This window comes from Mesorhizobium sp. M1403, from assembly GCF_040317695.1.
Lineage (GTDB): Bacteria > Pseudomonadota > Alphaproteobacteria > Rhizobiales > Rhizobiaceae > Mesorhizobium.
On the sequence record NZ_JAMYKY010000002.1, the window covers coordinates 285,067 to 300,001 of the forward strand.

The 14,935-nt window shown below is 62.6% G+C and carries 14 protein-coding genes and 1 pseudogene; 7 read left to right on the forward strand and 8 right to left on the reverse strand.

Annotation, left to right across the window (positions count from 1 at the left end; genetic code table 11):
• Positions 1-104 precede the first annotated feature (104 nt).
• Genes NKH01_RS06070 through NKH01_RS06080 form a run of 3 tightly spaced genes read right to left on the reverse strand, consistent with a single transcriptional unit; the run spans position 105 to position 3,200 of the window.
• A complete protein-coding gene (locus NKH01_RS06070) occupies positions 105-977 on the reverse strand; it encodes a carbohydrate ABC transporter permease (RefSeq protein WP_353019499.1) in 873 nt (290 codons plus the stop codon).
• Positions 974-1,864 carry a carbohydrate ABC transporter permease gene (locus NKH01_RS06075; protein WP_352813366.1) on the reverse strand — a complete coding sequence of 297 codons (891 nt, stop codon included), beginning with the start codon at positions 1,862-1,864 and terminating at the stop codon, positions 974-976. The genes NKH01_RS06070 and NKH01_RS06075 overlap by 4 nt, the downstream gene beginning before the upstream one ends.
• A gap of 43 nt (positions 1,865-1,907) precedes the next feature.
• On the reverse strand, positions 1,908-3,200 hold the full coding sequence (locus tag NKH01_RS06080) for an ABC transporter substrate-binding protein (protein WP_353019501.1): 1,293 nt from the start codon (positions 3,198-3,200) through the stop codon (positions 1,908-1,910).
• A gap of 327 nt (positions 3,201-3,527) precedes the next feature.
• Here NKH01_RS06080 and NKH01_RS06085 point away from each other — a divergent pair, with 327 nt between their 5' ends.
• The 7 genes from NKH01_RS06085 to NKH01_RS06115 are packed head-to-tail and all read left to right on the forward strand — an operon-like array spanning position 3,528 to position 9,790.
• The gene (locus NKH01_RS06085; protein ID WP_353019503.1) at positions 3,528-4,793 is read left to right on the forward strand and encodes an extracellular solute-binding protein; all 1,266 of its coding nucleotides are present in this window, start codon (positions 3,528-3,530) and stop codon (positions 4,791-4,793) included.
• 27 nt (positions 4,794-4,820) lie between these two features.
• Positions 4,821-5,753 (forward strand): carbohydrate ABC transporter permease, encoded by a 933-nt coding sequence (locus tag NKH01_RS06090; RefSeq protein ID WP_353019505.1) that lies wholly within the window; start codon positions 4,821-4,823, stop codon positions 5,751-5,753.
• A gap of 2 nt (positions 5,754-5,755) precedes the next feature.
• On the forward strand, positions 5,756-6,589 hold the full coding sequence (locus tag NKH01_RS06095) for a carbohydrate ABC transporter permease (protein ID WP_353019828.1): 834 nt from the start codon (positions 5,756-5,758) through the stop codon (positions 6,587-6,589).
• On the forward strand, positions 6,586-7,323 hold the full coding sequence (locus NKH01_RS06100) for a PIG-L deacetylase family protein (RefSeq protein ID WP_353019507.1): 738 nt from the start codon (positions 6,586-6,588) through the stop codon (positions 7,321-7,323). The genes NKH01_RS06095 and NKH01_RS06100 overlap by 4 nt, the downstream gene beginning before the upstream one ends.
• The gene (locus tag NKH01_RS06105; RefSeq protein ID WP_353019508.1) at positions 7,320-8,195 is read left to right on the forward strand and encodes an ROK family protein; all 876 of its coding nucleotides are present in this window, start codon (positions 7,320-7,322) and stop codon (positions 8,193-8,195) included. Before NKH01_RS06100 ends, NKH01_RS06105 begins: the two co-directional genes overlap by 4 nt.
• Positions 8,192-8,962 carry a GntR family transcriptional regulator gene (locus NKH01_RS06110; RefSeq protein WP_353019509.1) on the forward strand — a complete coding sequence of 257 codons (771 nt, stop codon included), beginning with the start codon at positions 8,192-8,194 and terminating at the stop codon, positions 8,960-8,962. The genes NKH01_RS06105 and NKH01_RS06110 overlap by 4 nt, the downstream gene beginning before the upstream one ends.
• A gap of 36 nt (positions 8,963-8,998) precedes the next feature.
• A complete protein-coding gene (locus tag NKH01_RS06115) occupies positions 8,999-9,790 on the forward strand; it encodes a sugar isomerase domain-containing protein (RefSeq protein WP_353019511.1) in 792 nt (263 codons plus the stop codon).
• Positions 9,791-9,814: 24 nt separating this feature from the next.
• Here NKH01_RS06115 and NKH01_RS06120 read toward each other — a convergent pair.
• The 5 genes and pseudogenes from NKH01_RS06120 to NKH01_RS06140 all read right to left on the reverse strand — a co-directional run.
• Positions 9,815-10,480, reverse strand: a pseudogene (locus tag NKH01_RS06120) (IS5 family transposase); the annotation flags it as partial.
• Positions 10,481-10,637: 157 nt separating this feature from the next.
• Complete coding sequence (locus NKH01_RS06125) at positions 10,638-11,066, reverse strand: type II toxin-antitoxin system VapC family toxin (protein WP_352451707.1); 429 nt, start codon at positions 11,064-11,066, stop codon at positions 10,638-10,640.
• Positions 11,066-11,311, reverse strand: coding sequence for a type II toxin-antitoxin system VapB family antitoxin (locus NKH01_RS06130; protein ID WP_023722247.1), 246 nt, complete (start codon positions 11,309-11,311; stop codon positions 11,066-11,068). Before NKH01_RS06130 ends, NKH01_RS06125 begins: the two co-directional genes overlap by 1 nt.
• Positions 11,312-12,059: 748 nt before the next feature.
• The gene (locus tag NKH01_RS06135; protein WP_353019513.1) at positions 12,060-14,105 is read right to left on the reverse strand and encodes a CHASE2 domain-containing protein; all 2,046 of its coding nucleotides are present in this window, start codon (positions 14,103-14,105) and stop codon (positions 12,060-12,062) included.
• A 15-nt stretch (positions 14,106-14,120) separates the two neighbouring features.
• Positions 14,121-14,933, reverse strand: a complete 813-nt coding sequence (locus NKH01_RS06140; RefSeq protein ID WP_353019515.1) for a FecR family protein — start codon at positions 14,931-14,933, stop codon at positions 14,121-14,123.
• Between the last annotated feature and the right edge of the window lie 2 nt (positions 14,934-14,935).

Sequence of the window (14,935 nt, forward strand, 5' to 3'; positions counted from 1 at the left end):
TGCAGCTAAGCTGTGGGCATTTGGCGTCCAAGTTCGCTGATTGCCTGGAGCTTGCAGAGCGCGTCCCGATGACGGCCAGGCGGACGCCGGCCGTGCCGCCGACGCTACCCCTTGACCGCCGAGCCGACGATTGAATCCACGAAGAAGCGCTGCAGGAAGACGAAGAGCACCAACGGCGGCAGCACAGCAAGTGTGGCGCCAGCCATCACCAGTCCCGTATTGAGGGCGCCTCTGTTATAGCTGAGCAGGCGGCTCAGGCTGATAACGATAGGATAGTCGTGTGCATTGCCCTGTAGAACCGTCAGCGGCCAGAGATAGCTGTTCCAGTGGTAGACGAAGGCAAACAGCGCCAGTGCCGCGATTGCCGGCGCCACGCTCGGCGCGACGATCTTGAACAGGATCAGGAGTTCCGACGCCCCATCCATCCGTGCGGCGTCGATCAGGTCGTCCGGCACGCCGGCTATGAACTGGCGCATCAGGAAAATGCCGAACGCATTGGCGAGGTTGGGCACGATAATGCCGGCAAGGCTGGCGTTCAGGCCGATTGATCCGACGAGACGGTACAGCGGGATCAGCGTGACGATCGGCGGCAGGAACATGGTGGCGATCAGCACCGAAAACAGCAGCGAGCGGCCGGGAAAGTGGTGCTTGGCGAAGACATAGCCAGCCATCATGCTGGTGACCAGAATGCCGGCGGTGGTGATCGTGGCGATCACCAGCGAATTCCACATCGAGCGGCCGACATTGATGACGCCGGACACTTTCTCATACGCTTCGAGGCTCGGCGTGCGCGGTATCCACACTGGCGGCACCTGCATGGTTTCGGCCGGCGTCTTCAGGCTGGAGAGCACCATCCACAACAGCGGAAAGGCGGAGGCCACGGCAACCAGCAGCATCAGCGTGGCGAGCAGCGCACTGCGGCCCGCTAGGCGTTTGCGCGCCAACCGGCTCGATCCTGAGCGGCGCGACGCGCTCATTCGTCATCCTTCCGGTTGGCAAATGCAAACAGCGCGCACACAACGACGATCAGCGTCAGCATCAGCATCACTGCCATGGCCGAGCCCAACCCGCCTTGCGCGCGCTCGATGCCGACTCGGCGGATATGGTAGGTCAGCACGTTGGTCGAGCCGACCGGCCCGCCTTGGGTGATCAGCGCGACCGGCTCGAACACCTGCACGGCGTTGATGATGGCGATGACTGCGCTGAACAGAAGCGTGCGGCGCAGCAGCGGCAAAGTGATGAAGCGGAACTGTTCGCGTCGGTTGGCGCCGTCCAACGTCGCCGCCTCGTAAAGACTGCCCGGGATCTGAGTCAGCCCAGCAACCGCCAGCACCGTGAAATAGCCGATCTGCTGCCAGACATTGAGGACGACGATCGAGATCAACGCCGATCTTGGCGAGGATAGCCAGGGTTGCGGGCCGATGCCGGCGAGGCCGAGCATCTGGTTGAGCGGCCCTTCGCTCGGCGAATAGAGCTTCGACCAGACCAGCGTCACAGCTATCATCGGCACCATATAGGTGGAAAACAGTACTGTCCGCAGCGCCGTGCCGCCTGCGACCTCGCGCTGGTAGACCATCAAGCCGAACAATACCGAAAGGGGCAGGATGAGGACCACCGACACTGCCGTGTAGATCGCGGTGTTGAGCAGCGCTCGCTTGAAGTCCCGCCCGACCGAGGTCGGCCCGAATATTTCGCGAAAATTGTCGAAGCCGATGAAGCCCGCATTGGAAAAAGGTGTTTGCGTCGACCAGTCCTGGAATGAGAGCCAGATGGTGAGCAGCATCGGCAGCAGGATGAAAACGCCGATCAATGTCACGGCGGGCGCCAGCATGGTGCCCGCCGAGGCACGATAGGTCTTGATCATCGCTCTGCTTCCAAAGCGTCGGGCTCTCGAGACAGCGCCTTCGTTATTTGGCGGCACGCTCCAGGATCGAGACGGCATCGGCCTGCGCGTTCGCCTGCGCATCCTTGGCCGAGAGCTGACCATACTGCAACGCCTCGAGCGTCTGCTGCAGCGATTCGCTGAACTCCTGGCCTCCCGGCACGACGGGGAAGGGCTTGGCGTCGGCAAGGACGCTGACATAGCCGGACAGGAACTCGGAGCCGAGCTTGTCCTTATGGGCTTCGATGTCGGAGGTCCGCGTCGGCAGGATGCCCATCGACATCAGAATATCCGACATTGCCGAGGCGCCGTTCTTGCCGGACTTCGGACTGTTCAGCCATGCCAGGAAATCCCAGGCCGCTTTCTGCTCGGCCTCACCGGCATTGGCGTTGACGACGGTCATCCACGAATAGGAGATCGAGTGCGGCTTGTCGCCGCTCGGACCGACCGGGATGGGTGCGGTGGCGATATTGGAGAACTTGTCGCCCATGCCGCTCTTCAATGCGCTTTCCCACCAGTTGGCCATGATGATCATGCCGGTCTTGCCGGAGACGAAATTGTCGAGGAAGGGACCGGTTGTGTTGGCGTCGGCCGTGGCCATCGCCGGATCGCTGGCACCGGACTTGATCAGGTCCTCGTAGAGCTGGAAAGTCTCGTCGGCTTGAGGACTGTCGAGCACCGGTTTGCCGTCCTTGACCAGCTCGCCGCCATTGGAGGCCAGCAGCGAGGCGAACGGATGGACGACGCCCGCCGCCCAGGAATTGATCATGCCGAAACCTTGCTGGCCGGCATCTTTCCTGGTCAGCTTCTGGGCCGCATCCTTCAATTCGGACCAGGTTTTCGGCGCGGCCGTAATGCCTGCCTGCTTGAACAGTTCCTTGTTGTAGTTCAGCGCATAGACGTCGATCTCGTTTGGAATGCCGTAGAGCGTGCCACCAACGGAGGCTGCGCTGACGACACCGGCCGGCCACGCACTCCTGACCTCGCCGGCAACCGTGTCGGGGGCCGGCGCGACCAGTTTGTCTCGCGCCAGTTCGGGCAGCCACAAATCGTAGATGCCGCCGATCGTCGGCCCATCGGAACTGCCGCCCTGGGAACGCAGTGTCGTCAGGAGGTCGCCGAAGGGGACGGCGCGCACGGTGACGGTCACATTCGGATTGATCTTGGCGTAGTCCTTGGCCGCGGCGTCCAGCAAAGCGACCGTTTCGGGCGACCAGTGGGTCAGATAGGAAATGTTGACCGATTGGGCCCAACCAATGGTGGGCGACGCCAGCAGCCCTGCAGCCAGTGCCAGTTTCGAAATCCAAGCCAAAGACATCCGGACCCTCCGCATAGCCGCACAGCGATGTCGATGACGTTATGACAACTCGAAGCAACGATGCAAGCGCTATCTTCGTGGAGAGCTTCTGCCGGTACTGCGGCGTTTTCTCACCGCGGGTCCACAAAGGTGCGGGATCATACTTTGAAAACAGGCAATTATCTGGAATGGTTCGAGCTGTTTCTCCCTGCCGGCCATGCCCGAACATATCGCAAGGCTCTTGCGATCGAAGTCATGTCGTTATAATGACATGAGAAAAGCTATGACTGCCTTGCGGCTTTTGAACCGCCGTGGGGATGACAATATCGACAGAATGGGAGACTGAGCATGTTTTCAATTCATCGACGCGCCACACTCGGCCTGATCGGCGGCTTTGCCGCAGTCTGCACCGGGGTCCTCACCGCACTGCCGGCCAAGGCCGACGACACCGTGACCCTGTGGAGCTGGCGCACCGAGGACGAGGCTGCGATGCGCCGCATCTTCGACGCCTTCGAGGCCAAGACTCCCGGCATTAAGGTCAACATCCAGTTCACCCCCGACGCCGACTACCAGAACCGGCTGAGCACGGCGCTGCGTGGCGGCCGCGGGCCTGATATCGCTCAGCTCAAGGCTTACGGCGAACTGCAACCGTTCATCGAGGGTGGGTATCTCGACGCGCTCGACGACAGCGTGCCGGAGCTGAAGAACATGCCCGATAGCGCGCTGGGCGGCGCTCGTGGCCGTGCCGACGGCAAGACCTATGGCGTGCCCTATTCGGTGCCGATGATGGGCGTCTTCTACAATCAAGACATCTTCGCCGCCCAGGGCATCGACATTCCCAAGACCTACAAAGATTTCGTCGCCGCCTGCGAGAAGCTGAAAGCGGCGGGGATAACGCCAATAGCCGCCGGCGGTGCCAACGGCTCCGCCTGGGCGCTGGAGATCGGCGTCGGTGTTGTCGGCCCGACCATCTATGGCCCGGGCTTCTACGACGAAATGATGAGCGGCAAGGCGACCTTCGAGGATCCGCGCTACGTGGCTGCCCTGAAACGCTATGCCGACTTGAAGCCATATTTCTCCGACGGCTTTGCCGGGGTCGATTACACCACCTCGACACAGCAATTCATCGGCGGCAAGGCGGCCATGTTCTTCGGCGGCTCGTTCGAGAACGGCAGCTTCAAGGCGCAGAACCCGAAGCTGAAATTCTCGATCTTCCCGTTCCCCGCCGACGATCCTGCCACCAAGCTCTACACCTCGGCCTTTTCAGACGGCTCCTATGGTCTGGTCTCTGAAAGCACCAACAAGGAGGCAGCGATCAAGGTGCTCAACTTCATGGCTTCGGCCGAGTTCGCGCAGCTCTTCGCCGACGAGTTGGGCTGGCCGCCGGCCCGTACCGACGTCACCGTGAAGGACCCGGTACTCGCCACGATGATGGAGATGTCGAAGAATTCCACACCCTATCTGACGCTTGTCGGCTTCCGCTGGCAGACGCCTACGGCCTCCTCGATCCTGCAGTCCGAGATCATCGACATGGTCGAAGGCAACATCACGCCGCAGAAGCTGGCGGCGGACATGCAGGCCGCCGTCAGCAGCTGGTTCAAGCCGAAGCAGTAGGCCGTCACACCCTGCGCGAAACAGCACATGATCACCCGTCGCCGCAAAAGCAGCCTTCAGCGCACCCAGCAGCGCATGGCTGTGCTGTTCATCGTGCCGGCATTGGCCGTTTATGCGCTGTTTGTCCTTTATCCCCTGCTGATGTCGCTGTGGGGCAGCTTCTTCGTCTGGAGGGGCCTGCGCATGCTGGAGTTCGCCGGCGTTTCGAATTTTACCCGCCTGTTCGTTTTCCCGAGCGGTGGGCGGCTCTACGGAGCGCTCTGGCACAACGTCGCCTGGTTCTTCGGCATCATGCTCTTCCAGAACGGCCTGGGTCTGCTGTTGGCCTGGCTGCTGTTCCTGCGCGCCAAAGGGGCGGCCTTCTTCCAGTCGGTCTTCTTCTTCCCGGCGGTGCTGAGCCCGGTCATCGTCGGCGCCCTGTGGCGGCTGCTGCTGGCGCCCGGCGGCACCATCGAATGGATGCTCAACGGCCTTGGCCTGCATCAAGGCAGCCTGACGGTTCTCGGCAACAGCCACACGGCACTCGTGATGCTGATCGCCGTCGACGCCTGGAACTGGATGGGCCTGCCGGTGCTGATCTACACCGCCGGCCTCAGGCAGATTTCGTCCCAGATATTCGAGGCTGCCAGGCTGGATGGCGCCGGCAGCGGCCGCATGCTGGTCTCGGTTGCCCTGCCTTTGCTGATGCCGGCCGTCGGCACGTTGACGACGCTGTCGTTCATCAACACCTTCAACCAGTTCGACATCGTCTATGTCATGCAAGGCGTGCAGGGCAATCCGAGCTATTCCACAGACACGCTGGTGACCTATTTCTACCGGCTCGCTTTCGGCGCCGAAGGCGCGGTCGGTATCACCGATATAGGCCTGGCGCTTGCGCTGGGAACGCTGCTGTTTCTCATCCTCAGCATCGGCACGCTTGTGATGCTGCGCTTCTTCGACCGCCGCACGGTGCAACTGTGAATATGCTCGCCATCCCTCGACAGCTTGCTCGGCTGCCCGGCTGGACGGCGCTGGTCCTGTGGACCGCAGCGGTGCTGCTGCCGCTCTATATTCTCGTCGTCTCCTGTTTCAAGACCACGGCGGAGATCTACGACAACAGGCTCGGCCTGCCGCAAAGCTTTACCTTCGACAATTTCGTTGCGGCCTGGACGCGCGCCGATCTCGGCCAGAATTTCATCAACAGCCTGATCGTCACCGGCGGTGCGGTGATCCTGACGATTATCGTCTCGGCAATGGCCGCCTATCCGCTGAGCCGCTATCGGCTGGGCTGGAACGGTATCATGCTCGGCCTGTTCCTGTCCGGCATCATGCTGCCGATCCGGCTTGCCTCGGTGGAGCTGTTCACGCTGATGCGCAACCTTGGCCTGCTCGATTCGCTGATCGGCCTGATCCTCGTCTATTCGGCCATCCGCATTCCCTTCGCCGTCTTCATCTTCGCAAATTTCATGCGGGTACTGCCGTCCGAGCTCGACGAGGCTGCGCGCATGGATGGGGCCGGCGAGGCGCGCATTCTGTTCCAGATCGTGCTGCCAATGGTGAAGCCAGCCGTATCGATCGTCGCCATCTTCACCGCTATCGCCGTGTGGAACGACTTCTTCTTCCCGCTGATCTTCATCTTCGACGACCGCTACAAGACCGTGCCGCTGGCCATCAGCGTGTTTGTCGGCCAGTTCCGCACGGATTGGGGCCTCGTGTTCGCCTCGCTTGCCATCTCCATGGCGCCCATCCTGATCATGTACTGTCTGCTTGCCCGCCAGATTCGCGAGGGCGTCGGCTCCGGGGGAGGCGCGAAATGATCGAGGACAAGGTCTATGCCGCACGCTCGATTCTGGTCGTCGGGGCGCATGCCTTCGATGCCGAGGTGATTGCCGGTCCACTGGCGGCGGCGGCGGTGCAAGGCGGTGCCGAAGTCACCTTGCTGCATCTCAGCATGGGCGAGCAGGGCCATCCAAGCCTCGCCCCCGAGTACTATTGCGTCCAGAAGCAGGAGGAGGCCGCAAAGGCCGCAGCCAGGCTCGGCGTTGCCATGCGCAGTCTCGGGCTGCACGACGCCTTCCTGCCCTGCGACGACGAGACGGCGCTCAAGGTTTGCGATGTTGTGCGCGAGGTGAAGCCGCAAATCGTCATCACTCACTGGCATGGCAGCTGGCACAAGGACCATCGCGCCGCGGCCCGACTGACACAGACCGGTATTTTTTTTGCGGCATTGCCGACGCTGAAGCGCGACCATGCTGCACACACACCGCAACTGCTGCTGTTCGGCGAAAACTGGGAGGACGACGAAGGCTTTCGCCCCGAACACCTCGTCGACGTCAGCGACGGCTTCGAGGCCTGGAGCGAGGCGGTGCGGGAATACGAACTGGCACGCGGCCTGAGCAGTTTCCCCTACGTCGATTATTACAGTGCGCTTTATCGGCTTCGCGGCTGCCTGCGCGGCACGCGCTACGCGCAGGGTTTTGCGGCGGCCTCGCAGTCCTGGCAAGCCGGCAGTGGCCTGTTCGCGCCGGCCAATCGGAGCGGCTCTCGATGACACGCATTCTGGCTATCGATCTTGGCGGCACCAATTTGCGCGCCGCAATCCATAGCGGCGATGTTCGCTGGCTGGAGATGCTGAGCCGCGAGCCTGCGCCGACAAGCCTGGATGCCTTCGTCGCCCGTATCGGTGCCTTGCGCGCCGAGGCCGGTCCGGTCGACGCCCTCGGGCTTGCGGTGCCCGGACTTGTCGAGGGCTCGGTCTGCCGCTGGATTCCGAACCTGCCCTATCTCGACGGCATCGACATCGCGGCCTTGTTTCCTCGTCTGCCTGTTGCCATTGGCAATGACGCGCAGGTCGCCATGCTGGCCGAAGCGGTCGAAGGTGCCGCAAAAGGCCTGTCCGATGCCATCCTGCTGGCGATCGGCACCGGTATCGGCTCCGCCGTTCTGGCCAACAACCGCATCGTTGCAGGCGCACGTGGCGGCGCCTGCTCATTCGGCTGGGCCTGCGCCGACATCGAGGATGAAGGCGAGGACCGCAGCGGCTGGCTGGAGCGCTTCGCTTCCGGGCGGGCGTTCGACGCCGCGGCGCGCCAGATCGGGCTGGCCAATGGCGGCAGGCTGATCGAGGCCGCGCGGGCTGGCAACACGGCCGCACTTGACGCCTTGGAGCTGCCGGCGCGCCGGCTGGGCACTGTCCTTGCGGGTGCGGTCGCGCTGCTTGATCCGCAGGCGATTCTGATTTCCGGGGGTCTTGCCGATGCGCTGGACGTGGTAGGGCCGCCGCTGCTTTCGGCCTTGCAGCGTCAGCTGCCGCCGCATCTGCGCGATGTCGTTCTGCGGTCCGGCGAATTCGGCTCCCGCGCCGGTCTCGTCGGCGCCTCGCTGGCCGGTCTCGCCGGAGCACAGTGGAGGCAGATAAGATGAGCGAGCCGAGCTTTCAGCAACCCGACCGCCGAAGGCCCGAGCCGCTCTGGTATCAGGTGGAAGAGGCCATCCGCGCCATCGTCAAGAGCGGCGAGTGGGCGACCGGCGACCAGATTCCGGCCGAAGACAGACTGTGCGCCCTGTTCGGGGTGAGCCGTATCACGCTGCGCCACGCTCTGCGCAATCTTGAGGAGCACGGGCTGCTCAGGCGCGAACATGGCCGTGGCACCTTCGTGCGCTCCACTACGCTGGTCGCCGGCACCCGCGAACTGACCAGCTTCACCCAGGAAATGGGCAATATGGGCGTGGTCGCCGGCTCTCGCTTGCTCGACTGCAGCCTGACCACCGCCAATGTCGCCGCGGCCGGAGCGCTGGAGATCGAGGAGGGCGACCCGGTGGTGCGCATCCGGCGGCTCAGGCTCGGGAACAACGAGCCGATCGGCATCCAGACGGCGCAGCTCTCGGCCGCGCGCGTGCCCGGCTTTCTCGATGCCGGCCTGCTGCAGGGCTCGCTCTACGAAGCACTGGAACGCCACTATGGCATCGTGCCAGTCGCAGCGCGCGAAAACTACCGTGTCGGCGCGGTCGGGGCGGCGGATGCAGAGTTGCTCGATCTGCCCACGGGGAGTCCCGCTTTCGTGGTCGAGCGCATCACTACCGACGAGCGCGGCCCATTCGAATTCACCGTCTCGGTGATGCGTGGCGACCGCTACGAAATCCGCTCGACGCTGCGTGCCGGTCGCGCCGCGCCAACCGCAAGAAGCTGAGCCATACCCAAGCCGACCCATAACAGGAGTACCGACGTGTCCGATCTTTACATACCCCGCCTTGCCGCCCTCATCGAACAGGCCTCGAAAGCCAATGCCGAAGCCTTTGGCGAAGCGGCCAGCCGCTTTGCCGACACGCTCGAGAGCGGCGGGTTGGTTCATCTTTACGGCTCGGGCCACTCGGTGTTGCCGGTCCAGGAAGTGTTTCCGCGCTACGGCAGCTATGTCGGCTTCAATCCGCTGACCGACCCGCGTGTCATGTGGCATAACGTGCTCGGCGCCGGCGGCGTGCGCGAACTTCTGTGGCTGGAGCGGACCGAGAAATACGCCGAGAAATTCCTCGACCACCAGCCGCTGAACAAAGGCGATTCGATCATCATCTTTGGCCACAGCGGCCGCAATTCGTCCGGCATCGACACCGCGCTTTACGCGAAAAAACGCAGCATCTTCGTTGTTGCGGTGACCAGCAAGAACAATCTCGACAAGCCGGCGACGCACTCTTCCGGCAAGCGGCTTGCCGATGCCGCCGACCTTGTCATCGACACCTGCTCGCCGATCGAGGATGCCATCGTGCCGGTCGAGGGCTGGAGTAGACCGGTGTCCGGCTCGTCGACCGTGCTTGCCATGATCCTGGCGCATGAGCTGATCGCCCGCACCGCCGAGGCGCTTTCGAAACGCGGCATCGAACTGCCGGTTTTTGCCTCGCCGACAATTGCCGGCGTCACACTGCACGACACCGACGTCATCTATGGCGTCTATCGCGAGAAAATGCTCGAGGCGCAGAAGAAGCACCTGCCGACGTTCCAGGCGACCATGCGCGGCGAATGACAACCGGGCAGGGCACGCAAAACGCTAGGACGTAGACTCATCACCGCGTCGCCAGATGCGAGTTGACACGAGTTTCAGGGCAGCAAGGTAGTTTTCTGCTAGCTTGTCATATCGAGTTGCGATGCGACGGAACTGCTTGGCCTTGTTGAAGAACGTTCGACGAGGTTGCGGGCCTTGTAGAGAAAGGGGCTGAAGCACATCGGGTCCTTGCGGTTGGCCTTGGGCGGGATGTTGGCCCATGCCTTTTGCTCGGTGACGGCATTGCGCAAGGCGTTGGCATCATAGCCCTTGTCGGCGAGCAGCATGGCACCCTCGGGCAAATCCTTGATCAAGTCCGCTGCGTAGGCGATGTCACTCATTTGACCTGCCGTGAGCGTCAGCTTGATCGGCCTGCCTTCGGCGTCGACAAGAGCATGGATTTTGGTCGTCAGCCCGCATCGGGAACGACCGAGACAATAATCTCGATCCCCCTTTTTGCTGTCGCGCCTTGCTGATGGACGCGAACAATGGAGGTATCGATCATCTGCACCGTTGCATCGTGGGCTTTGGTGATGCCATGCATGAGGCGGTCCCACACACCTGCTTTCCGCCATCGAACGAAGCGATTGTAGCAGGTGGTGCGTGGGCCGTATCGCCCCCTGGAAGATCGCGGCATGGCGCACCCGATCGCAGCACCCAGAAGATGCCGTCTGCCCGCTGTGCCTGGACGGTGATCGTGCCGAAGAAAACCAGTGCTGCAGCGAACGTTCCTCGTGATATTGCGTTTAACCATGAAAGACGACGATTCGCCCAAAGCATGCAAAAGGGCCCATCGGCTCTCGCGCCGCGATGCAAGGCCAGGAAAGCCTTACGCCAGATCAGTTTGTGAAAAGTCATTGCCCTTGTAAAGCAGGGCAAGCCGGTGAGCCTTCGCGCAAGCGTAGGCAAAACAATCGCCGAAATTGAGATCGGCTTTGTGCCCGACTGCTTTGCCGTATTTCATGCTGGCTTCGATCGCCCGGTCGCCGATGTCGCCGGATATCATGATTTCCTTGCCGGCGATCTCGATCAAAAAGGCGTCGACGGTATCACGGGCTTGCGCCAGCATGTCGGCCGTGGGCTTGGCGTTCTTTTTGATGGCTTCGGCCGATGCTCGCGCGAGACCCTGGACTGCCTCGAACCGGACGAGCGGGGAGATATACAGCGGCTTGGTCGCGGCCGCGAGCCGCTTTTCCAGTTCTTCCGCGCCAGGTTCCTCGTTCAGGATGGCAACGATCACCGAGGCATCGACGAACATCAGTCGTCGCTCCACATTTGGTCGGTGAATTTCTTCATATCGAAATCAGGGTTGGCCGGCCCGATCCGCCGCGCCATTTCCTTGACTTTGGCAAGTCTCTCGCGCAGCGGGACGCTGCCGCGGTTGCGCTCGATCTCATGGCGCAAGGCGGTTCTGACGGCCTCGGTCTTGCTGCGCGCGTTGGTAATCTGCTGCAGCTCGACGGCCATGGCATCGACGTCGGGATCGCGAATGAAGAGCGGCATTTGTATATCCTCTGAGTGATATATGTATATCATATCGCAGATATACTGGCCAGCGAATTCGCGAGCGGCGGTTTTGATAAGGAGGGGAGGGAGGAATGCAGCTCGCGAAAATCCGTCGGAAGGTTCGGTTCTGGTGCTCAGTCCTTGGAATTGCTCGGCGTCTGAAACACGTCGCTGCGGCCATGTCACTGTCAACGCCCACATGCCCAAGGCGCATCGGCGCTACGTACGCCGACGCCTGCGCATCCCAACATCCGCGGCGACCGATTGATGTCGATAGACCGCCCACGCGCCCGACGAGGCCAGCGCCAGCTGCATCGATTGCGTCAGGTTCATAACGGCCATAATCCCGGCCCAGCGAACTCTCTCGTTAGGGCAGCTCGGGGAGTGCTACGGCTGGATGCTCTTGGGAACATCCCGAGCGCATGATCCGGCGGCGAGGATAAACAATCTGAACCACGCGCTGCCTCCACATGATGGCGCCGGAGAACTCAACGAAGCCGTGCTGCATTCGTGGTGAACTGGATAACACGGCCTATCTTCTCGCTCGAAAATTCGGCGGCCTCGACAATCATTGCCGGGGTTACCTCGACGGATCCCTTCGCCGTCTATCCGCGTCTCATCGGCTGTCGCGCTGATCCGGATTGATAGCCACCCGCAATTAAAGGGCCGTTTGATGACACCTAGGCCTCCCCAGCAGTATTAATTCACAAAGCAGGTCGGCACCCCTGCCATCCGCTGGATCCGGTCAGCGTGTGCTTCGGGTTCGGGGTGCAAGATCAGGCGGTGCCATTTGCACGGATGGCGGCGAACCAACCACCACGGCAGGGGCGCCAGATTGCTCACCACGTTGGGTCTCTACTTCGCGGCTCATACCTTGGTGAGCAGCTTGCATCTCCGGAACGGTGAAAACCGGCACCTCGCCCTTGAAACCCTGGAGCTCAAAGGCGCCTGCCTGGACGACCGGCATCGATGCTCCTGCCGCAAAGCCGGGACCAAGCACCAGGGGGATGCCCAGCTTCTTGGTCGTCGACTCGAGCCGTGCCGTGCGGTTCACCGGGGAGCCGATCGCGGTGTAATCGAAGCGCCGCTCGGAGCCGAAATTGCCTACCGAGCAGATGCCGGTCTCGATGGCGACGCCGATTGCGATGGAGGGGTGGCCGTCCGCGGTGAAGGCGGCGTCTTCACGCTTCACCCGTTCGATCAGGGCAAGCCCCGCGTCGAGCGCGCGCTCGCGATGGTCCGGCTGATCAAGCGGCGCGTTCCAGAAGGCGAGCACCGCATCGCCCATGAACTTGTCGATGGTGCCGTCGCGCTTGAGGATCTCATCGGTCGCAATGCCGAGGAAGTGATTGACCACCTTGGCGATTTCCTGGGTATCGAGTTGTTCGCTCATCGTCGTGAAGCCGCGTATGTCGCTGAGCAGGATCGTGATCTCGCGCTTCTCGCCGGACAGGATCGCTTCGGTGTCCGAGCTTGCGAGGCGCTGCACCACGGAAGGCGACAGATACTGGGAGAACTGCCGTGCCAGGGTGGACCGGCGCTGCTCGCTGCGCCTGTAGAGAACATAGCCTTCGAAGCCGGCTACCAGGATCGTCGCAAGCGCCGGCTGCAGCGGGTCATAGAGTGCACCCTGCAGGCTGTATTCGAGAGCGCCGAACACGAACGGCGTGACGGCCAGCAGCACGAGAGCCAGGGCACCAAGCACGACACGCCAGGCGAGCACTCCGGAAAGTCCGATGAAAACGACGGCACTGAGGACAAACCAGAGCCGCTCGAGCATACGCGCGTGCGTTGGCTCAGCCAGGTAGCGCCCGGCAAGCATCTGGCCGATTGCATCGGCGTGGATGTCCGCGCCTGGTCGCGCTGGACGTGTCGGGGTGGGCAGGTACTGCGTCAGTCCCACGGCCGACAGATCGACAATGGCGATGGCGTCCCGCAGCCGCGGATCACTGCCGCCCGAAAGGATAGTGCTGGCAGATATACGGGGCGTATCCGTGGCGGTTTCCCAGAGGCGGATGCTCCCCTCCGGCTCGAGCGGCACGATGGCGCCGGCCATCCTGAGTGCGTCGAACCCGGCGGCATTCATCCGGGCTATGTAGCCGTCCTGCCCGGCGTAAAGGTGCAGAAGCTCGAGCGCGAAGGACGGCCACAGCTGCACGCCTTGAGCGGTATTGCGAAGCCACAGCAGCGGCACATGGCGCAGTACGCCGTCGGGATCGGGCAAGGTGCGAATCACGCCGAGGCCCGCGGCGGCGTTCGAGAATTCGGCAAGCGAGCCGGTCAGGCCGGTGAAGCCGGGAAGTGTATCGGGTACCTGCCCGACGATCGACCAGCCGGCTTTGGGTTCTGCTTCTGAAACCGTCGCCTCATTGCCTAGGCTGACGGCAAGCGCCGTTCGATTTTTGGCCAGCGCCGCTGCCAGGCGCTTGTCTCCGCCGATGCCCTCAGGCGAGGTGTCGGCCTCGGGGAGTACCAGCGCAAGCCCGACCACCGCCGCGCCGGACTTGGTGATGCCATCGACCAGATCGGCCAAGAGGCCACGGTTCCAGGGCCATCGCCCATGTGCCTTGAGGCTGGCGTCGTCTATCGAGACGATCACGACAGGATTGCTCGTCGCCTGGCGTGGGGCGAGAAACTGGTAGAAGTCGTACGTCCGCTCACGCAGGCGCGACAACGGCCCGTCAAAAGCCAAATGGCAAGCGAGCAGCAGGAGCACGACCACAAGGCCGGATATTTTGCGCCTGCCAGCTTGCCGCCAATCAGCCCAGCGCCAACCGGCCAAAAGGCTCATGTCGTGCGGCCGGGCCTAATTGCAGTAGTAGTCGCAGCCCTCGCCATTGCCATCGCCCTCATCCTTCACCCCGCCACCGGCAGGTGGCGTTGGGCTGTCGGGGAACTCCATGACCACTCCTGGCAATGCGCCATCGCTGGACTCGCAGACCTTGAGCGAGCCGCCGAGTGCCGACGCACAAAGCGCGCTTACGTCCAATCCCGGACCCGGTGCGCCTGGCAGGCCGGTGCCGGCAATCCGGTCGATGCTGTCCAATATCGGGAAGGTGTCGATTCCGCCGTAGCCGGTCAGCAGCTTGCCATTTTCCGACGTGCAGGCGAAGCCCGGGTTTGTGATGACCAGCCGTTTGCCATTCATCGTGCAGGTCATGCGGCCGGCGCGCAGTATGCCGACGGTCTGGCCGGCTGCCACCAGCACTTCGATGATGCCGCCTCTGGCCCCGAGCACCATGTGCGGCGTCGCAACCTGCATGACGCCGCCTTTCGAAACCTGGCCGCCATAGAATCGGGCCAGGCCGCTGTTCATCCCGATGTCGATCTTTCCCGATCCGGATCCCGGATTGTAGACGAATTCATCGATCGTCAGGCTGGTGTTCGGACCAATCTTGGCGCTCGATTCGTCCCGGAACACCAGCATTCCAAGACCAGTGGGATTGCTGCGCAGCTGGTCGCCGAGTTCGACGCCCGCGCCGACGTTCATTGTCCCGCCGTTGTTGCGGACGATGTTGGTCTGGTAGGCCGTCATCGACCCGACCGTTTCAGCGGCAGATGGTGCCGCAAAGGCAAGGCAGGCGACAAAAATGGCGATCTGACGGTACGGGGTCCTCATCG